Here is an 18360-nt window from a genome sequence, read left to right as displayed (position 1 = left end):
GGCGCGATCCTGACCGGCGTGTTCGCGGTGAAGGACATCGGCGGCGCGGACGGCAGCGTGATCCTGCAGGCGAAGGGCGTGCTGACGACGCTGATCTACAGCGGCGTGGTGAGCTACATCCTGCTGAAGGCAATCGACATGGTGATGGGCCTGCGCGTGGCCGAAGAAGAAGAGCGCGAAGGCCTCGACGTGGTGCTGCATGGCGAGCACGTCGAATAACGGTTGCATGATCGCTTGCGACGATTACGGGAGTTAAGCGCAGCGACTTTGGCCCGCCTTCACGGCGGGCTTTTTTATGTCTGCGCAGCCCGCAAGCATTTAACCTTGCTGTCTATCAGGTCAATAGGAAAATCACATACAGGCCCAGCTTGCGAATGGAGAAAGCGTCCCCAAATCAGCGGGGTATTTGCTCTACAATCTTTCTTCTCCATCTGCGAGTGATCAATGGTTCCGCACCTAGTTACGGCGTTAAACGGCCCTCTGCTTGATCTTGAGCGGAAGATCCTCGACGCTACGCCCGCCATCGAACGCTGGTTCCGCCTCGAATGGCAGGAGCATACGCCGCCGTTCTATTGTTCGGTGGACCTGCGCAATGCGGGCTTCAAGCTCGCGCCGGTCGATACGAACCTCTTCCCGGGCGGATTCAACAATCTGCCGCAAGAAGTGCTGCCGCTCGCCGTGCAGGCGGCGATGGCCTCGATCGAAAAAATCTGCCCCGACGCGAAGAATCTGCTGATCATTCCCGAGCGTCACACACGCAACGCGTTTTATCTGGAGAATGTCGCGCGCCTCGCGACGATCATGCGGCAAGCGGGGCTGAACGTGCGCTTCGGCACGCTCGACGAAAGCATCCAGGGCCCGGTGACGATCGCGCTCGCCGACGGCCAGAAAATCGTGCTCGAACCGCTCGAGCGGACGCCGCGCCGTCTCGGCCTCAAGAATTTCGATCCGTGTTCGATTCTGCTGAACAACGATCTGTCGGCGGGCCTTCCGAGCGTGCTCGAGAATCTGCACGAGCAGTACTTGTTGCCGCCTCTGCACGCGGGCTGGGCGGTGCGCCGCAAGTCCACGCATTTCTCGTGCTACGAAGACGTCGCGAAGAAGTTCGCGAAGATGGTCGAGATCGATCCGTGGATGGTGAATCCGTATCACGCGCATGTCGAAGGCGTCGACTTCCCGGCGCGTACCGGTGAAGAGGCGCTGGCCGATGCGATCGATGGCGTGCTCAAGAAGATCGCCCGCAAGTACCGCGAATACGGCATCACGGAGCGGCCGTACGTGGTCATCAAGTCCGATGCCGGCACGGATGGGCGCGGCGTGATGACCGTGCACGACGCGGCCGAAGTCGCGAGTCTGACGAAGCGCGAGCGCGAGCGGATGTCGGTGACCAAGGATGGCCTCGAAGTGCACGACGTGATCGTGCAAGAGGGCGTCTATACGTTCGAGCGGGTCGGCGATGAAGTGGCCGAGCCGGTCGTATACATGATCGACCGCTATGTGGTCGGCGGCTTCTATCGCGTGCACGGCAGCCGCGAGCGCGATCAGAACCTGAACGCGCCGGGCATGCATTTCGTGCCGCTCGGCTTCGAGCACACCGCCTTGCCGGACGCGCACGCGAAGCCGGGCGCCGCGCCGCCGAACCGCTTCTACATGTACGGCGTGGTGGCGCGTCTGGGCTTGCTCGCCGCTTCGGTGGAACTCGAAAAGACCGATCCGGAAGCGATTCAGGTCTGACGCGGGTTGCAGCCGATTGCCGCCGGTTCGCCGGCGGCGGTCGCCGCGCTCGCATTGCCGAGCATCCGCATCCATCTCGAACAAGACAAAGCCCGCACAGGGCATCAGGGATCCCATGGACATTCTCTTTATCGCCGACCCGCTCGATCGCTTCAAGATCTACAAGGATTCGACCTACGCGATGATGGCCGAGGCCGCGCGCCGAGGTCACGTGATCTACGCGTGCGAGCCGCAGCATCTCGCGTGGACCGGCAGCAGCGTCGAAGCGACCGTGCAGCGCGTGACGCTCGTCGGCGATGAAGCGGACCGTCATCGTCATCCGTGGTATGAAGCGTCCGCGCACGAAACGCGTGCGCTGCCTTCGTTTGGCGCAGTGCTGATGCGCAAGGACCCGCCGTTCGACATGGAATACGTGACGTCGACGTGGCTGCTCGAACTGGCGGAGCGCGCGGGCGCACGCGTCTTCAACAAGCCGCAGGCGATTCGCGACCACTCGGAGAAGCTTGCGATCGGCGAGTTCGCGCAATTCGTCGCGCCGACGCTCGTCACGCGCGACGCCGCGCGTCTGCGCGCGTTTCACGCCGAGCATGGCGACGTGATCCTGAAGCCGCTCGACGGCATGGGTGGCATGGGCGTGTTTCGCGTGAAGGCCGACGGCATGAACCTCGGCTCGATCGTCGAGATGCTGAGCCACGACGGCGCGCGTTCGGTGATGGCGCAGAAGTTCATCCCCGAAATCTCGGCCGGCGACAAGCGGATCCTGCTGATCGGCGGTGAGCCGGTGCCGTATTCGCTCGCGCGCATTCCGCAGGGCAACGAGGTGCGCGGCAACCTCGCGGCGGGCGGCGTCGGCGTCGCGCAGCCGCTTACCGCGCGCGACCGCGAGATCGCCGCAACGCTCGCACCGGTGCTGGCGGCGCGAGGACTCTTGCTCGTCGGGCTCGATGCGATCGGCGACTGGCTGACCGAGGTGAATGTCACGAGCCCGACTTGCTTCCGGGAAATCATGGACCAGACTGGCTTCGACGTCGCCGCGATGTTCATCGACGCGCTGGAGCGCGCCGCAGGCTGAGGCGCCCCCGGCTAAGGCGCTCGTGGCCAGGCGCCCGCTACCCGTTGTTGCGCAGCGTCACGAACCAGGGGAAGTGCGAAAAAGCGCGAAAATGGCCTGATACAATGCCCGCTCTTTCAGGCAGGACGACCGATCCCGGCACGGGCGGCGCGTTCGGCGAGCGGACTTCGAGCCGGGCGCCGCATGGCCGGAACCGATCCGGCGCGCGGCGCCCGACGACCGGCGCCACAGCCCCAACGGCGGCCGGCCGTCCGCTCGGACCAGCATGTGGGGGCATGTGCCCGGCGCGGGCCGCGACCATTCCGGTTTCGCGCCTCGGGCCGCTTTTCGTTGCAAGGCTGACATGGCAGGCATTTTGATCATTGCGCACGCTCCGTTCGCTTCCGCGCTACGCGAGTGCATCGCTCACATCTATGGCGGGCTGCCCGCGCGCATCGGCGCGATCGACGTGATGCCCGACTGCGATCCCGCTCAGGTCATCGATTTCGCGCAATCCGAACTCGACCGCTTACGGGAAGACAACGGCGCCCTCGTGCTGACCGACATGCTCGGCGCGACGCCCGCGAACATCGCGAGCCGCCTCGCGACGCTGCCTTCGGTGCGCGTCTTGGCCGGGGTGAACCTGCCGATGCTCGTGCGCGCCGTCTGCTACCGCACGACGCCGCTCGACACGCTCGTCGACAAGGCGCTGGCAGGCGCTGCCAAGGGCGTGCAGGCGATCGGGCCAGCAACGCCGCAGGAGCACGCCGCAGAGGACAGCCATTGCTTGCCGTCACGGACCGGGACCGGCGCGGATTGCCCGAGCGCGACGTCAGGCGGCATTGTCGGTTGCGCGCCGGCATCCAACCCCAACCCGGCCGGCTCCTGACCGAACGGCCATTCCTCAGACATCATTCGCGCTTCGGAACATCATGCTGCAACAAGAAACAACTATCGTGAACAAACTGGGCCTGCACGCACGCGCGTCGGCCAAACTGACTCAGCTCGCCGGCAACTATCAGTCGGAAATCTGGATGAGCCGCAACGGTCGGCGCATCAATGCGAAGAGCATCATGGGCGTGATGATGCTGGCGGCCGGTATCGGTAGCACCGTGACGATCGAAACAGAAGGGCCGGACGAGGCGGACGCAATGCAGGCACTCCTGAAATTGATCGCCGATAAGTTCGGTGAGGGCCAATGAGCGAAGGTGCAGACTGAGATCTCTGTCTCCACACGAGCGCCGCGGTCATCCGCGGCGTTTTTTTTTGATGCAAGAGAATCGCAGGAGGAAAGGGCGCGCCGGCTGGGCATCCAGCGCGTCCCGGTAAGCCGCCGTAACCGCCACTCATGCTGCGCCGCACGCAGTCATGCGTGGTTTGCGGAATTTATAATCGGTAGTTAGGGTCACAGACCCATTGCGGCGGCTTTGCGTGAGATCGAAGTAAGTGCTGAAGCACTAACTCCGGATCGACAGCTCATCGCGGCATCACACACAACTAGAGGAGGTGCGCGTGTCTTTCACGCTGCATGGAATTCCCGTGTCACGCGGCATCGCCATCGGGCGAGCCTATCTGATAGCGCCGGCCGCGCTTGACGTTGACCATTACCTGATCGAGCCTCCGCAGATCGAAGGAGAGCTCGAGCGCTTTCGCGCGGCTTTGAAAGTCGTGCACAACGAACTCGAATTGCTGCGCGAGGATCTCGCCGCGGACGCGCCGAGCGAGGTCGGCGCCTTTATCAACGTCCATACGATGATCCTGAACGACGCGATGCTCGTGCAGGAGACGATGGATCTCGTGCGCACGCGCCGCTATAACGTCGAGTGGGCGCTGACCGAACAGCTCGAACGTCTGTCGCGCCATTTCGACGATATCGAAGACGAGTACCTGCGCGAGCGCAAGGCCGATATTCATCAGGTGGTCGAGCGCGTGCTGAAGGCGTTGGCGGGCGCGCCGTCGGCGGCGGCGCTGCTCAGCCACGGCATGCATCCGCATGGGAGCGAAGAAATGATCGTGGTCGCACACGACATCTCGCCTGCCGACATGATGCAGTTCAAAACGCAAACGTTTCAGGGTTTCGTGACCGATCTGGGCGGGCGCACGTCGCATACGGCGATCGTCGCGCGCAGCCTCGGCATCCCGGCCGCGGTGGGCGTGCAGCAGGCCAGCACGCTGATCCGGCAGGACGACCTGATCATCGTCGACGGCGACCACGGCGTCGTGATCGTCGATCCGGCGCCGATCGTGCTCGAGGAGTACTCGTACCGGCAAAGCGAGAAGGCGCTCGAGCAGCGCAAGCTGCAGCGCCTGAAGTTTTCGCCGACGCAAACGCTGTGCGGCACGAAGATCGAGTTGTGCGCGAACATCGAGTTGCCCGAGGATGCGCAGGCCGCGGTGGAAGCGGGGGCGGTCGGCGTGGGCCTGTTCCGCACCGAGTTCCTGTTCATGAATCACCGCGACCGGCTGCCCGAGGAAGAGGAGCAGTTCGCCGCGTACAAGCGCGCGGTCGAGTTGATGAACGGCCTGCCGGTGACGATCCGGACGATCGACGTCGGCGCCGACAAGCCGCTCGATTCGATCGGCAGCGAAGGCTTCGAGACGGCGCCCAATCCGGCGCTCGGCTTGCGGGCGATCCGCTGGAGCCTGTCCGAACCGCATATGTTCCTCACGCAGTTGCGCGCGATTCTGCGGGCATCGGCGTTTGGGCAGGTGAAGATCCTGGTCCCAATGCTCGCGCACGCGCAGGAAATCGATCAGACACTCGATCTGATCCGCGAGGCAAAGCGCCAGCTCGACGACGCCGGCCTGCCGTACGATCCGAGCGTGCGTGTGGGCGCGATGATCGAGATCCCGGCCGCGGCGATCGCGCTGCCGCTGTTCCTCAAGCGGCTCGATTTCCTGTCGATCGGCACGAACGACTTGATTCAGTACACGCTCGCGATCGACCGCGCGGACAACTCAGTCGCGCATCTCTACGATCCGCTGCATCCGGCGGTCTTGCACCTGATCGCGTTCACGCTGCGTGAAGCGAAACGCGCGGGCGTGCCGGTGTCGATCTGCGGGGAAATGGCGGGCGATCCGCAACTCACGCGTCTGTTGCTCGGCATGGGCCTCACCGAGTTCTCGATGCACCCGAGCCAGTTGCTCGTCGTGAAGCAGGAGATCCTGCGCTCGCATTTGAAGACGCTGGAGAAGCCGGTCGCGGACGTGCTGGCGTCGTTTGAGCCGGAAGAAGTGCAGGCGGCGCTCAAGCGCGTCACCGAGTGTTGAGTTTGACGCACGGGCCGCTGCACGGCCTGTAATGACAAAGGGCGGCGGTTCTTCGAACCGGCCGCCCTTCGCATTTCCAGAAGACTGAAACGCCTCAATGAGCGTGAGCTTCTCCGCAAACCGAACAATCCGGCTGACGCGCGATCTTCATCGTGTTCCATTCCATCCGCAGCGAATCGAGCATCATGAGCCGGCCGGTCAGCGTTGTGCCGACGCTGGCGATCACGCGCAGCGCCTCGGCCGCCTGCATCGCGCCGATGATGCCGACCGTCGGCGCGAACACGCCCATCGTCGAGCAAGCGACTTCCTCGAAAGGCTGATCCTCGGGAAACACACACGCGTAGCACGGCGAAGCATCGTTGCGGAAATCGAAGGTGCTGATCTGGCCGTCGAAACGCAGTGCCGCGCCCGACACGAGCGGCACGCGATGCGCGACGCACGCGCGGTTGATGGCGTGGCGCGTCGCGAAGTTGTCGGTGCAGTCGAGCACGACGGTCGCGCGCGGCACGGCTTCGTTGAGCCACGCATCGCCGACGCGCTCCGCGACGGCATGCACGGCGACATCGGGATTTAATTGCGCGATCGCATCGCGTCCCGACTCGACCTTCTTGCGCCCGACCGAAGCGGTCACATGCAGGATCTGCCGCTGCAGGTTCGTGAGATCGACGGTATCGGCATCGACGAGCGTCAGCGTGCCGACGCCCGCCGCCGCCAGGTACATCGCCGCCGGCGAACCCAGGCCGCCCGCGCCGATGACGATCGCGTGCGCGTCGAGAAAATGCTGCTGCGCCTCGATGCCGAGCTCGTCGACGAGGATATGGCGGGAGTAGCGAAGGAGTTGATCGTCGTTCATGGGGCGGGGCGTGCTGCGCGATAAGTCGTTCTCGTTATTCTAATCGCGCAAAAGACAATGCCTTCGCAGCGTTGAGGCTGCGAAGGCATTTGAGCTTGAGCGAGAAGGCTTACTTGCTCTGCGAGGCGGCCGGCTGCGGAGCCGAAGCCGGCGCCGGCTCTGAGCCAGGCGTGACCGGCAGCGCCGGCTTCACCGCGACCGGCGCCGAGGCCGAGCGTTCCGGCTTGTTCTCGGCCAGCGTGCGCTCGGCGATCGACTTCGATTCCACGACAGTCTTGCCTTCGAGCTTGTTCAGCGCTTGCTGGAGCATGAAGTCGTCGTTCGTGCCGAACTCGACCGGCTTGCGATCGCGATCCTTCTGGCGCTGCTCCGGCGTCTTCTTGTCGTTCTGCTCCTCGAGCTGCTGCAACTGCAGCATGCGCCGCTGTTCGCGCTCTTCCTCTTCCTTCTTCTCGTTCGGGTCCTGCGTGTTCGCGAGGTGGTTCGAGTAGTCGACTTCGCGCGTCACGAGTGCGTCGTCCGGATCGCCGTCGGCGTACTGATCGACCGCGATATCAGGACGGATGCCCTTGTTCTGGATCGAACGGCCGGTCGGCGTGTAGTAGTACGCCGTGGTCAGACGCAGCGCCGTATCGGCCGTCAGCGGACGCACGGTTTGCACCGAACCCTTGCCGAACGTCGTCTTGCCCATGATCAGCGCGCGGTGCTGATCCTGCAATGCGCCCGCGACGATTTCCGACGCCGACGCCGAGTAAGCGTTCGTCAGCACGACCATCGGCACGGTCTTGAAGACGGCCGGCAGGCCCTTCAGCGGATCGGAATCGAACGACGGCAGACGGTAGTTATCGTACGTATCGCGGTAGACCTCCTTCGAATCGGGGATCTGACCGTTGGTCGACACGACGACCGAATCCGGCGGCAGGAACGCGCCCGCGACGCCGACCGCGCTTTGCAGCAGGCCGCCGCCGTTGTTGCGCAGATCGATGACGATGCCCTTCACGTTCGGCTGCTGGCGCGCGACGTCTTCGAGCTTGGCCGCGAGATCCGGCACCGTGCGCTCCTGGAAGCTCGTGATGCGGATATAGGCGTAGCCCGGCGCGAGGATCTTCATCTTCACGCTCTGTACCTTGATGATCGCGCGCGTCACCGTGACCGGGAACGTGCGGTCATCGCTCTTGCGGAAGAGCGTGAGCGTAACCTTGGTGCCCGGGTCGCCGCGCATTTGCTTGACCGCCTGGTCGAGCGTCATGCCGCGCACGGGCTTGTCGTTGATGCGGGTGATCAGGTCGCCCGGACGGATGCCGGCGCGGAAGGCCGGCGTGTCTTCGATCGGCGAGATGACTTTGATCAGGCCGTCTTCCTGCGAAATCTCGATGCCAAGGCCCGCGAAGCGGCCCTTGGTCTGCTCCTGAAGCTCTTCGTAGTCGGTCTTGTCGAGATACGACGAATGCGGGTCGAGGCTCGACACCATCCCCTTGATCGCGGCGGTCAGGAGCTTCTTGTCGTCGACCGGTTCGACGTAGTCATGCTTGATCTGACCGAACACCTCGGCGAAGAGGCGCAGTTGATCGAGCGGAAGCGGTGCCGAGGCGGCTTGCTGGGCGGACGCGGACAGTTGCAGGGTCGCAAAGACGCCGGTAGCCAGGCCAGCGGCGATCAGGCCGATGTTCTTGAGTTTCGTTCGCATAGAGTCTGTTGCGGTCGGGAGCGTTTAAGTGCGCCGGTATCGGGGACGAGCAAGTATAACTGCAAGCCTTGCGTGCGGAAGATTTGAGAGGGTATTCGCCGTTCGACAGCGAACGTAGGGCCGGGTTCGATGATCCCCGTCATGCGCAGGAATCGGGCCTGAAGCGCGGAGAATATTGCGTGGCGCGGTGTGCCGGCATCAGAATGCCGGCACACGCGGCGCCATTTTGGGATTTCTGCCCGTAGGCGGATTGTCAGCCTGCCTTGCCTTGCTTCGCGACGGCGGCCTGCGCCTTGGCGATCGCTTCGGGGTCCCCCAGATATTCGTGGCGGATCGGCTTCAGGTTCTCGTCGAGTTCATAGACGAGCGGTACGCCATTCGGGATGTTCAGGCCGACGATGTCGTCGTCCGAAATGCCGTCGAGGTACTTGATCAGCGCGCGCAGCGAGTTGCCGTGCGCCGCGATCACCACCTTCTTGCCCGCCTTGATGGCCGGCGCGATCGACTCGTTCCAGATCGGCAGCACGCGGGCGACCGTGTCTTTCAGGCATTCGGTGAGCGGCAGTTCGGCGCGCGGCACCTTCGCGTAGCGCGGATCGTCGTACGGCGCGCGCTCGTCGCTCGGATCGAGCGCGGGCGGCGGCGTGTCGTAGCTGCGGCGCCAGACCAGCACTTGCTCGTCGCCGTATTTGGCGGCGGTTTCCGCCTTGTTCAGACCGGCGAGCGCGCCGTAGCTGCGTTCGTTCAGGCGCCACGAATGGACGACCGGGATATACATCAGGTCCATCTGATCCTGCACGTGCCACAGCGTGCGCACCGCGCGCTTGAGCACCGACGTATACGCGATATCGAACGTATAGCCCGCTTCCTTGAGCAGGCGGCCCGCTTGTTGGGCTTCGCGGTTGCCTTGTTCCGTGAGGTCGACGTCGACCCAGCCGGTGAATCGGTTTTCCTTGTTCCACGTCGATTCGCCGTGGCGGATGAGGACGAGCTTATGCATGAGAGAAGTATGGTCGGTAGTGAGGAAGCCGCTTGCGTGCGTCAGGGCGAAGCGGTCGTCTAGGACGGCGCTCGCCATCGCGTCAGACGGATATTTTATAATGGCAGGATTGTCCTTTTCGATTTCTCTCTTTTTTTGGCGGATTCTTTCGTGACGTTCTTCACCGATTACACGAACCTTGTACTCATCGCGGCCGTCCTCATCTCCGGAGGGTTACTGCTGTGGCCGACGATCAGCCGGGGCGGACGGGGCGGGCTCTCCGCTGCCGAAGCGACGCAGCTGATCAACCGGCGCAACGCCGTGGTGATCGACCTGCGGTCCGCCGCCGACTACGCCGGCGGACATCTGCCGCAGGCGCGCCAGGTCGAGTTCGCGGAGCTTCAAGCGAAAATCGGCCAAATCGCCAAGAATAAGGGCACACCGGTGTTGCTCGTCTGCCAGACCGGTCAGCAGTCGCACAAGGCGGTGCGGATTGCCGAAGAGGCGGGCTACACCGAAGTCCATGTGCTGCAAGGCGGGGTCAACGCCTGGCAGCAGGCCGGCATGCCGGTCGTCAAACAAGGAGTGGCTAAGTGAATAACGTCGTCATGTACAGCACGCAGGTGTGTCCGTATTGCCAGATGGCCGAGCGTCTTTTAAAGTCGCGCGGCGTTCAGACCATCGAGAAGGTGCTGATCGACAAGGACCCGGCGCGGCGCGAGGAAATGATGACGCGCACCGGCCGCCGTACCGTGCCGCAGGTGTTCATCGGCGACACGCATGTCGGCGGCTATGACGACTTGTCGGCGCTCGATCGCGCGGGCGGCTTGATGCCGCTCCTGGATGCGGCTTAAAGCAGGATTGGCGATTGCGGCAGGCTTAAGGCGCGTGCTGCCGCGGTCGCCTCAGTCCGAAGCTTGAAATACACATTGGTAGCGGGATTGCATCCGGCTACATCGAATTTACCTAGGGAGTCACCATGTCGGACCAGAACAACCAGCCGTTCTTCAACATTCAGCGCATTTACCTGAAGGATTTGTCGCTCGAGCAACCGAATTCGCCGGCGATCTTTCTCGAGCAGGAGATGCCGTCGGTTGAAGTCGAAGTCGACGTGAAGGCCGAGCGTCTTGCTGAAAACGTCTTCGAAATCCTGGTTACCGGCACGGTCACGGCCAAGGTCAGCGACAAGATCGCGTTCCTGATCGAAGCCAAGCAAGCGGGCATCTTCGACATCCGCAACATTCCGGCAGAGCAGATCGATCCGCTCGTCGGCATCGCGTGCCCGACGATCCTGTTCCCGTACCTGCGCTCGAACATCGCCGACGCGATCACCCGCGCTGGCTTCCCGCCGATCCACCTCGCCGAAATCAACTTCCAGGCGCTCTATGAGCAGCGTCTCGCGCAGCTCAATGCTGCTGAAAGCGGCAATGCGCAAAACGGCGCGACGCAGCACTAAGGCCTGACAGCGGTGCATGAGATTAAACAGCCCCCACGCTCACTGCGTTCGCTGCCCCCCAAGGGGGCGGTCAGTGCGCTTGGGGCGGCCCGGCGCGCACTGACATGAATATCGCCGTCCTCGGCGCCGGTGCATGGGGCACCGCACTTGCCGGCCATCTGGCCGCACGCAACGACGCGGTCCTGTGGGCGCGCGACAGTGCGCTCATCGCCGAACTCTCCTCCAGTCACGAAAACACGCATTATTTGCGCGGTGTCGCGCTGCCGGATGCGCTTCGCTATGAGGCAGATCTGGCCGCGGCGCTCGCGCATGCGGCGGGCGACGATGCGTTGTGCGTCGTCGCGACGCCAGTCGCGGGATTGCGCGCGTTGTGCCGCGCGATGCGCGATGCGCAGCAGGTGCCTGCGCATATCGTCTGGGTCTGCAAAGGTTTCGAAGCCGATACCCAATTGCTGCCGCATCAGGTGATCGCGGCCGAGCTGGCCGGGCATCCGAGCAATGGCGTGCTCTCCGGGCCGAGCTTCGCGCGCGAAGTCGGAATGGGCTTGCCGGTTGCGCTGACGGTCGCGAGCTCGTCGCAAGCGTGCCGCGAGCGCACGCTTGCCGCGTTCCACCATGGGGCGATGCGGATCTACACGGGTGATGATGTCGTCGGCGTCGAAGTCGGCGGCGCGGTGAAGAACGTGCTCGCGATCGCCACCGGCATTGCCGATGGTCTCGGGCTTGGACTGAACGCACGCGCTGCGCTCATCACGCGCGGTCTCGCGGAAATGTCGCGCCTTGGCGTGACGCTCGGCGGCCGTGCCGAAACGTTCACCGGGCTGACCGGTCTCGGTGATTTGATCCTGACTGCAACGGGCGATCTGTCTCGCAACCGGACGGTGGGCATGCAGCTCGCCGACGGACGCACACTCGACGATATCCTCGCCGCCCTCGGCCATGTCGCGGAAGGTGTGCGCTGCGCGCAAGCCGTGCTCGCGATCGCCCGCGCACACGCGATCGAAATGCCGATTACGCAAGCTGTTTGCGCGGTGCTGTTCGATGGTGTCGCGCCGCGTGATGCCGTCAGCGCGTTGCTGCGGCGGGACGCCCGGGCGGAGTAACGCCCGCTTGCATCACGCTCCGCCTTCGAAGCCCGCCTGGCGCCAAGCCTCGAACACGACGATCGCCACCGTATTCGACAGATTCAGACTTCGGTTGCCAGGCCGCATCGGCAGCCGCACGCGCTGCTCGTTCGCAAAGCGATCCAGCACTTCACCCGGCAAGCCGCGTGTTTCCGCACCGAACACGAACCAGTCGCCCGGCTGGAATGCGTGATCGTGAAAGCGCCCCGACCCGCGCGTGGTGAAGGCGAACATGCGCACGGGATCGGGTGACTCAGCGGCTACGAATGCATCCCAATCGCGGTGCACCTGCATCTGCGCGTATTCGTGATAGTCGAGGCCGGCGCGGCGCATTTTTGCGTCGTCGAGCGGGAAGCCCAGCGGCTCGATCAGATGCAGCCGCGCGCCGGTGTTCGCGCACAGCCGGATGACATTGCCGGTATTCGGCGGAATTTCGGGTTCGACGAGAACGACGTTGAACATGATTCGATTAGTACAAAACTAGTTTTTCGGGGTGCGCAGCACGACGAAGTTCGTGACGCGCCGCGCGCCGGCCGCCTTCAGCGTGCGGGCGAGCGCTTCGAGCGTCGCGCCGGAGGTCATCACGTCGTCGACGATCGCGACGTGCAAGCCGCGCACCGGCTTTGCCTCCGTGAACGCCGTATCGACATTGTGCCGGCGCGCTTCCAGGTCGAGCCGCGATTGCGGCGCCGTGTAGGCGTCGCGTCTGATCAATGCGGCGTCGGCTGGAATATGCAGCGCACGCGCAAGCGGCTTCGCGATTTCCCAAGCTTGGTTGAAGCCACGCTCGATCAAGCGTTTCCTTGCGAGCGGCACCGGTGCGAGGACGTCGGGCCGGTCGCTGGCATCGAGCCGGTCGTCGGCTAGCCGCGCGAGGCGATCTGCGAACTCGCGTCCGAGCGCCAGACGCGCGCGAAACTTGAGGCCGAGCGCGAGGCCGTCGAGCGGCGCGCGATAGTCGGCGAGCGCGAGCGTCGCATCGAACGGCGGAGGCGCGCTCGCGCAGTCGCTGCACGAATAGCGCGCTTGCCCGTTCGGGCGCCTGCGGCTCGAAGACGGCAACGGCAGGGCGCAACGCACGCATCGCAAGCGCGCTTCATTCCAATAAGCACCGTCGCATTCGATGCAAATCGTTCGCTGCGACATATTGCCGCATAAAACGCACAGATTGGGCAACGCGACGTGCGCAAGCCGCGCAACGCGTGCCGAAGCGTTATCGACCCAAGTCCGCACGCGCTTTTCAAGACAACGGCTGCGCGGCGACGCGAATGCTGAAAGCCGCTGCGATTTCACTGCGCGCGTCACGCCAAGGCTTCCTACGCTGAAGGGATCGGAGCGAGCGAGTATACTTCGGGCTCTTCGCCAGTTCGACCGTCATGTCCCCAACTCCCGCAAAGACTAGCCGTCCGGCCTACGATTCCCGGCGTTTGCGGCAGATTTTCGACCGCCGCGCCGCCAAGTTCGGCGACGTCGCCTTTCTGCCGCGCGAAATCGCGCAGCGCATGCGTGAGCGTCTCGATTACATCAAGGTGAGTCCCGCGAGCGTGCTCGACGCGGGCTGCGGCGCAGGCGAGGACATGCCGGCGCTGCGCGAGCGCTTCCCCGAGGCGCCGGTTTTCGGCACCGATCTCTCGCATGCAATGCTCACGCGTGCGAAGGGCCAAGACGCCGCCGACACCAGTTGGCGCCGTTTTCTGCCCGCCACGCTAGGCAAGGCGCTCGGCGCGCGCGGTCCGCGCGTCGCCCAAGCCGATTTCTCCGCGCTGCCGTTTGCGGCTGGCGCGTTCGATTTCATCTGGTCCAATCTCGCGCTGCATTGGCACTCGCGTCCCGATCTAGTGTTTCCCGAGTGGCAACGCGTGTTGAAGGTGAACGGCCTGCTGATGTTCAGCACGCTCGGTCCCGACACGTTGCGCGAGTTGCGCGGAGCCTATGCGGAAGTCGAGGCGGCGCACGGCGTGGCGACGCGTGCGCATGTGATCGACTTCGTCGATATGCATGATCTCGGCGACATGCTCGTCGAAAGCGGTTTCGAGATACCGGTGATGGACCAGGAAACGTTGACGATCACCTACCGCTCGCCCGAATCGCTGCTCGCCGATGTGCGCCGCTGGGGCGCGTATCCGTTCGAGCGCGACGCGAGCGTCGATACGCGTGGTCAAGCGTCGGCGCGCCGCCTTCACGCTGCGCTGCTCGCCGCACTGGAAGCAAGGCGCCGCGCCGACGGCACGATTCCTCTCACCTTCGAAGTGATCTACGGGCACGCTTGGAAAGCCGTGCCGCGCACGACCGCCGAAGGTCACGGAATCGTGCGTCTCGAGGACATTGGAAGGGGGCGGCCAAAGAATCTTTGACGCGGTAAAGATGGCAACTGTTATGTCTGAAATTACCGCTTCAAACCGTAGCAAAAATATGTGTCAAAAGCGCGCTGAGGCTTGTCGTGCTTGGGTTATCGGCCGATAGTCGTTTGCTTGTGGATGCCATTGAACGCGCCTATAATGCGTCAGTTTGTCGCCCGGCGGTCCCCACCAAACGGCGCGGCAAGCCCGATACGCGGCGCGCGGCATGGCAACTCGCGGGGAGGCAGCGATGGACGCAACTGATCTGCCGATGGATGCGGAGCCGGTCGTCAAAGACTGGCTGATGAAGCGCAACTGTTCGGTGTCGCCGCGCCAGTTCGTCTGCTTTTATGCTTCGCTCGCACTGTTTTCCTTGGCGATCGCTTTGTTGCTGGTGTTTCGCGGCGCCTGGCTGGTGCTGCCATTTACCGGCATTGAATTATTGGTCGTGGGCGCGGCGTTTGTCGTCCATGCGCGGCATGCTGTCGATTACGAGCGTATTCGGCTCTTTCCGAACCGGCTCGTCATCGAGCAAATGAGCGCCGAGCAGTTGACGCAATTCGAATTCAACCCGCGCTGGGTGCGGGTCGAACCAGGCGAGACGTTGCGCGACCCGATCAAGCTCGTGTCGCGCGGGCAGACGGTCATGATCGGGCAGCATCTCGCGCAGTACCGGCGCAAGCAGTTCGCGAGCGAGCTGCGGATGTCGCTGATGCGATGCGGTTAGATGGGATGCGGCGCGTTCCGTTCCGGCAAATGCGGGGCAACGGTCGGAGCGCGGGCGCCAGCGAGCGGGAGGCGAGGGTTTGAATGGAAATTTTGGGTAAGGAAGCTATGAAAACAATCAAGCGAGCCCTCATGGGTGTGCTGGCGTGCAGCGGGCTGCTCAGCGCCCACGCCGCCTTGGCGGTCGGAGACAGTCCCGGCGGTCCGGCCGTCAACGAGATCAATCTCCAGCCGCCCGTGACGAAGATCGCTGAGGAGCTTTATCACCTCCACACGTTCATGCTGATCCTCTGTACGGTGATCTTCGTGGGCGTGTTCGGCGTGATGTTCTATTCGATGTTTGCGCACCGCAAATCGAAGGGCCACAAGGCTGCGAATTTCCACGAAAGCACCACCGTCGAAATCATCTGGACGATCGTGCCGTTCATCATCGTCGTCCTGATGGCGCTGCCGGCCACCAAGACCGTCGTCGCGATGAAGGACACGTCCAACGCCGATGTCACCATCAAGGTGACTGGCTATCAATGGAAGTGGGCCTACGACTACGTGAAGGGTCCGGGCGAAGGCATCAACTTCTTCTCGACGCTCACTACGCCGCGCAGCGAAGTCGACGGCACGACGCCGAAGACCGACACCTATCTGCAGGAAGTCGACAACCCGCTCGTGGTGCCGGTCAATCAGAAGATCCGCATCATCACCACCGCCAACGACGTCGTGCACTCCTGGTACGTGCCCGCGTTCGGCGTGAAGCAGGATGCGATTCCGGGCTTCGTGCGCGATACCTGGTTCAAGGCCGACAAGGTCGGCACCTTCCGCGGCTTCTGCACGGAGCTGTGCGGCAAGGAGCACGCGTTCATGCCGGTCGTCGTCGAAGTGCTGTCGCAAGACGACTACGCTAAATGGGTCGACGATCAGAAGAAGAAAATGGCCGCCGGCGCCGACGATCCGAACAAGACCTACACGTTGACCGAGCTGATGGCTCGCGGCCAGCAGGTCTATACGTCGAACTGCGCGGTCTGCCACCAGCCGACCGGCAAGGGCGCAGGCGCATTCCCGGCGCTCGACGGCAGCAAGATCGCCAACGGCCCGATCGCCAATCACGTGAGCATCGTGCTGCACGGCAAGAACGCGATGCCGTCGTGGGCGCCGACGCTGAACGACGTCGAAATCGCGTCGGTCATCACGTTCGAGCGCAACTCGTGGGGCAACCACACGGGCGATATTCTCCAGCCGCGTCAGGTCGCCGACGCCCGCAACGGCAAGATGCCGGAGGGCGGCGATCACCTGACCGGCGCAACCGCGGCGAGCGGCGCGGAGGCGGCTTCGGCCGCGGCGCCGGCGTCCGGGGCTTGATGTGCCGCTAAGTGTCGCTGTGTTCATCACAGTCAAGAATGCTGCTGTATTCGCTTTAGGAGATTCTCATGTCGTCTAGCATCGGACACGATGTAGCCGCGGGCCACCAACATGTGCATGGCGATCATGCGCATGAGACGCCGCACGGCTGGCGCCGCTGGCTTTTCGCCACCAATCACAAGGACATCGGTACGCTGTACCTGATCTTCTCGTTCGTCATGTTCCTGTCCGGGGGCGTGATGGCGCTGATGATCCGTGCCGAGCTGTTCGAGCCGGGCCTGCAGATCATGCGTCCCGAGTTCTTCAACCAGTTGACCACCATGCACGGCCTCATCATGGTGTTTGGCGCGATCATGCCGGCCTTCGTCGGCTTCGCGAACTGGATGATTCCGCTGCAGATCGGCGCGTCCGATATGGCGTTCGCGCGTATGAACAACTTCAGCTTCTGGCTGCTGCCGGTTGCAGCCGTGCTGCTCGTCGGCTCGTTCTTCGCACCGGGCGGCGCGACCGCCGCGGGCTGGACGCTCTACGCGCCGCTGTCCACGCAGATGGGCCCGGGCATGGACTTCGCGATCTTCGCGATCCACTTGATGGGCGCCTCGTCGATCATGGGCGGCATCAACATCGTCGTGACGATCCTGAACCTGCGCGCACCCGGCCTCACGCTGATGAAGATGCCGATGTTCGTGTGGACGTGGCTCATCACCGCGTACCTGCTGATCGCCGTGATGCCGGTTCTGGCAGGCGCGATCACGATGGTGCTGTTCGACCGCCACTTCGGCACGTCGTTCTTCAACGCGGCAGGCGGCGGCGACCCGGTCATGTACCAGCACATCTTCTGGTTCTTCGGGCACCCCGAGGTGTACATCATGATCTTGCCGGCGTTCGGGATCGTGTCGCAGGTGATCCCGGCGTTCGCGCGCAAGCCGCTGTTCGGCTATAGCTCGATGGTGTACGCGACGGCATCGATCGCGATCCTGTCGTTCATGGTCTGGGCGCACCACATGTTCGCGACCGGCATGCCGGTGACGGGCCAGCTGTTCTTCATGTACGCGACGATGCTGATCGCCGTGCCGACGGGCGTGAAGGTGTTCAACTGGGTCGCGACGATGTGGCGTGGCTCGCTCTCGTTCGAAACCCCGATGCTGTTCGCGGTCGGCTTCCTGATCGTGTTCACGTTCGGTGGCCTCTCGGGCCTGATGCTGGCGATGGCGCCGCTCGACATCCAATATCACGGAACATACTTCGTGGTGGCGCACTTCCATTACGTGCTGGTGGCGGGCTCGCTCTTCGCGCTCTTCTCCGGCTGGTACTACTGGGCGCCGAAGTGGACGGGCTGGATGTACAACGAGACGCGCGGCAAGATCCACTTCTGGGGCTCGATGATCTTCTTCAACCTCGCGTTCCTGCCGATGCACTTCGTGGGTCTCGCTGGCATGCCGCGTCGTTACGCCGACTACCCGGCGCAGTTCACAGACTGGAACCAGGTCATCACGATCGGTGCTTTCGGCTTCGGTCTGACGCAGGTCTACTTCCTGTTCGCAGTCGTGCTGCCGGCCTACCGTGGCGGCGGCGAGCTCGAAAAGGCGAGCGACAAGCCATGGGATGGCGCAACGGGCCTCGAGTGGACCGTGCCGAGCCCGGCTCCGTTCCACACGTTCGAAAACCCGCCGACGGTTGAATAAACACCAGGCGAGTCAGGGATTCCCGGTCCGGGCAGAAGCCGGACCGGGGCTCCGCGAAGCGGCAAACCACGCCGCGACGCTTATCGGCAAAGCATCTCTAGAA

General features: G+C 63.7%; 17 protein-coding genes and 2 pseudogenes. 14 read left to right on the top strand and 5 right to left on the bottom strand.

The features are described from left to right. The 6 genes and pseudogenes from AAHK20_RS20865 to ptsP all read left to right on the top strand — a co-directional run. A pseudogene (locus AAHK20_RS20865) lies at positions 1–219 on the top strand (ammonia channel protein); the annotation flags it as partial. Between the two features lie 225 nt (positions 220–444). Then, positions 445–1734: a glutamate--cysteine ligase gene (gshA, locus tag AAHK20_RS20860; protein WP_449183403.1), complete on the top strand. Its 1290-nt coding sequence runs from the start codon at positions 445–447 to the stop codon at positions 1732–1734. 115 nt (positions 1735–1849) lie between these two features. Beyond that, positions 1850–2806 carry a glutathione synthase gene (gene gshB / locus AAHK20_RS20855; protein ID WP_449183402.1) on the top strand — a complete coding sequence of 319 codons (957 nt, stop codon included), beginning with the start codon at positions 1850–1852 and terminating at the stop codon, positions 2804–2806. A gap of 343 nt (positions 2807–3149) precedes the next feature. Next, the gene (locus tag AAHK20_RS20850; protein WP_449183401.1) at positions 3150–3674 is read left to right on the top strand and encodes a PTS sugar transporter subunit IIA; all 525 of its coding nucleotides are present in this window, start codon (positions 3150–3152) and stop codon (positions 3672–3674) included. A 43-nt stretch (positions 3675–3717) separates the two neighbouring features. Continuing rightward, positions 3718–3987 (top strand): HPr family phosphocarrier protein, encoded by a 270-nt coding sequence (locus AAHK20_RS20845; protein WP_449183400.1) that lies wholly within the window; start codon positions 3718–3720, stop codon positions 3985–3987. Positions 3988–4297: 310 nt separating this feature from the next. Continuing rightward, positions 4298–6055, top strand: coding sequence for a phosphoenolpyruvate--protein phosphotransferase (gene ptsP / locus AAHK20_RS20840; protein ID WP_449183399.1), 1758 nt, complete (start codon positions 4298–4300; stop codon positions 6053–6055). A 94-nt stretch (positions 6056–6149) separates the two neighbouring features. Here the strand turns inward: ptsP and AAHK20_RS20835 are convergent, their stop codons facing one another. The 3 genes from AAHK20_RS20835 to gpmA form a co-directional block, all read right to left on the bottom strand. Continuing rightward, a complete protein-coding gene (locus tag AAHK20_RS20835) occupies positions 6150–6908 on the bottom strand; it encodes a HesA/MoeB/ThiF family protein (RefSeq protein WP_449183398.1) in 759 nt (252 codons plus the stop codon). Positions 6909–7017: 109 nt separating this feature from the next. Continuing rightward, positions 7018–8595 (bottom strand): S41 family peptidase, encoded by a 1578-nt coding sequence (locus AAHK20_RS20830; protein WP_449183397.1) that lies wholly within the window; start codon positions 8593–8595, stop codon positions 7018–7020. Between the two features lie 253 nt (positions 8596–8848). Further along, a complete protein-coding gene (gpmA, locus tag AAHK20_RS20825) occupies positions 8849–9595 on the bottom strand; it encodes a 2,3-diphosphoglycerate-dependent phosphoglycerate mutase (RefSeq protein WP_449183396.1) in 747 nt (248 codons plus the stop codon). A 150-nt stretch (positions 9596–9745) separates the two neighbouring features. Here gpmA and AAHK20_RS20820 point away from each other — a divergent pair, with 150 nt between their 5' ends. From AAHK20_RS20820 to AAHK20_RS20805, 4 genes are all read left to right on the top strand, one after another. Further along, positions 9746–10171, top strand: coding sequence for a rhodanese-like domain-containing protein (locus AAHK20_RS20820; protein ID WP_449183395.1), 426 nt, complete (start codon positions 9746–9748; stop codon positions 10169–10171). Next, a complete protein-coding gene (gene grxC / locus AAHK20_RS20815) occupies positions 10168–10428 on the top strand; it encodes a glutaredoxin 3 (RefSeq protein ID WP_449183394.1) in 261 nt (86 codons plus the stop codon). Before AAHK20_RS20820 ends, grxC begins: the two co-directional genes overlap by 4 nt. Before the next feature lie 125 nt (positions 10429–10553). Beyond that, positions 10554–11030 (top strand): protein-export chaperone SecB, encoded by a 477-nt coding sequence (secB, locus tag AAHK20_RS20810; RefSeq protein WP_449183393.1) that lies wholly within the window; start codon positions 10554–10556, stop codon positions 11028–11030. A 104-nt stretch (positions 11031–11134) separates the two neighbouring features. Further along, positions 11135–12133, top strand: coding sequence for an NAD(P)H-dependent glycerol-3-phosphate dehydrogenase (locus AAHK20_RS20805; protein ID WP_449183392.1), 999 nt, complete (start codon positions 11135–11137; stop codon positions 12131–12133). A 12-nt stretch (positions 12134–12145) separates the two neighbouring features. On the opposite strand, the gene trmL is transcribed toward AAHK20_RS20805, so the two are convergent. Both trmL and AAHK20_RS20795 read right to left on the bottom strand, forming a co-directional pair. After that, a complete protein-coding gene (gene trmL / locus AAHK20_RS20800) occupies positions 12146–12616 on the bottom strand; it encodes a tRNA (uridine(34)/cytosine(34)/5-carboxymethylaminomethyluridine(34)-2'-O)-methyltransferase TrmL (protein WP_449183391.1) in 471 nt (156 codons plus the stop codon). 18 nt (positions 12617–12634) lie between these two features. Continuing rightward, the gene (locus AAHK20_RS20795) at positions 12635–13300 is read right to left on the bottom strand and encodes a ComF family protein (protein ID WP_449183390.1); all 666 of its coding nucleotides are present in this window, start codon (positions 13298–13300) and stop codon (positions 12635–12637) included. 230 nt (positions 13301–13530) lie between these two features. On the opposite strand from AAHK20_RS20795, the gene AAHK20_RS20790 reads away from it, so the two are divergent. From AAHK20_RS20790 to ctaD, 4 genes and pseudogenes are all read left to right on the top strand, one after another. Further along, positions 13531–14508, top strand: coding sequence for a methyltransferase domain-containing protein (locus AAHK20_RS20790; RefSeq protein ID WP_449183389.1), 978 nt, complete (start codon positions 13531–13533; stop codon positions 14506–14508). A gap of 235 nt (positions 14509–14743) precedes the next feature. After that, on the top strand, positions 14744–15220 hold the full coding sequence (locus AAHK20_RS20785; RefSeq protein WP_449183388.1) for a DUF2244 domain-containing protein: 477 nt from the start codon (positions 14744–14746) through the stop codon (positions 15218–15220). 83 nt (positions 15221–15303) lie between these two features. After that, positions 15304–16569 (top strand): annotated as a pseudogene (gene coxB, locus AAHK20_RS20780) (cytochrome c oxidase subunit II); the annotation flags it as partial. A 71-nt stretch (positions 16570–16640) separates the two neighbouring features. Next, the gene (gene ctaD / locus AAHK20_RS20775; protein WP_449183387.1) at positions 16641–18257 is read left to right on the top strand and encodes a cytochrome c oxidase subunit I; all 1617 of its coding nucleotides are present in this window, start codon (positions 16641–16643) and stop codon (positions 18255–18257) included. Positions 18258–18360: the final 103 nt, after the last annotated feature.

The organism is Trinickia camelliae, from assembly GCF_053525655.1.
Note: the sequence above shows the minus strand (reverse complement) of the source record. Positions and strands in the feature narration are given on the sequence as shown.

Bases quoted from the DNA above. Each gene is read 5' to 3' on its own strand.
- gshA (WP_449183403.1), top strand. From the start codon at position 445: ATGGTTCCGCACCTAGTTACGGCGTTAAACGGCCCTCTGCTTGATCTT.
- gshB (WP_449183402.1), top strand. From the start codon at position 1,850: ATGGACATTCTCTTTATCGCCGACCCGCTCGATCGCTTCAAGATCTAC.
- AAHK20_RS20850 (WP_449183401.1), top strand. From the start codon at position 3,150: ATGGCAGGCATTTTGATCATTGCGCACGCTCCGTTCGCTTCCGCGCTA.
- AAHK20_RS20845 (WP_449183400.1), top strand. From the start codon at position 3,718: ATGCTGCAACAAGAAACAACTATCGTGAACAAACTGGGCCTGCACGCA.
- AAHK20_RS20835 (WP_449183398.1), bottom strand. From the start codon at position 6,908: ATGAACGACGATCAACTCCTTCGCTACTCCCGCCATATCCTCGTCGAC.
- AAHK20_RS20830 (WP_449183397.1), bottom strand. From the start codon at position 8,595: ATGCGAACGAAACTCAAGAACATCGGCCTGATCGCCGCTGGCCTGGCT.
- gpmA (WP_449183396.1), bottom strand. From the start codon at position 9,595: ATGCATAAGCTCGTCCTCATCCGCCACGGCGAATCGACGTGGAACAAG.
- secB (WP_449183393.1), top strand. From the start codon at position 10,554: ATGTCGGACCAGAACAACCAGCCGTTCTTCAACATTCAGCGCATTTAC.
- AAHK20_RS20805 (WP_449183392.1), top strand. From the start codon at position 11,135: ATGAATATCGCCGTCCTCGGCGCCGGTGCATGGGGCACCGCACTTGCC.
- trmL (WP_449183391.1), bottom strand. From the start codon at position 12,616: ATGTTCAACGTCGTTCTCGTCGAACCCGAAATTCCGCCGAATACCGGC.
- AAHK20_RS20795 (WP_449183390.1), bottom strand. From the start codon at position 13,300: ATGTCGCAGCGAACGATTTGCATCGAATGCGACGGTGCTTATTGGAAT.
- AAHK20_RS20790 (WP_449183389.1), top strand. From the start codon at position 13,531: ATGTCCCCAACTCCCGCAAAGACTAGCCGTCCGGCCTACGATTCCCGG.
- AAHK20_RS20785 (WP_449183388.1), top strand. From the start codon at position 14,744: ATGGACGCAACTGATCTGCCGATGGATGCGGAGCCGGTCGTCAAAGAC.
- ctaD (WP_449183387.1), top strand. From the start codon at position 16,641: ATGTCGTCTAGCATCGGACACGATGTAGCCGCGGGCCACCAACATGTG.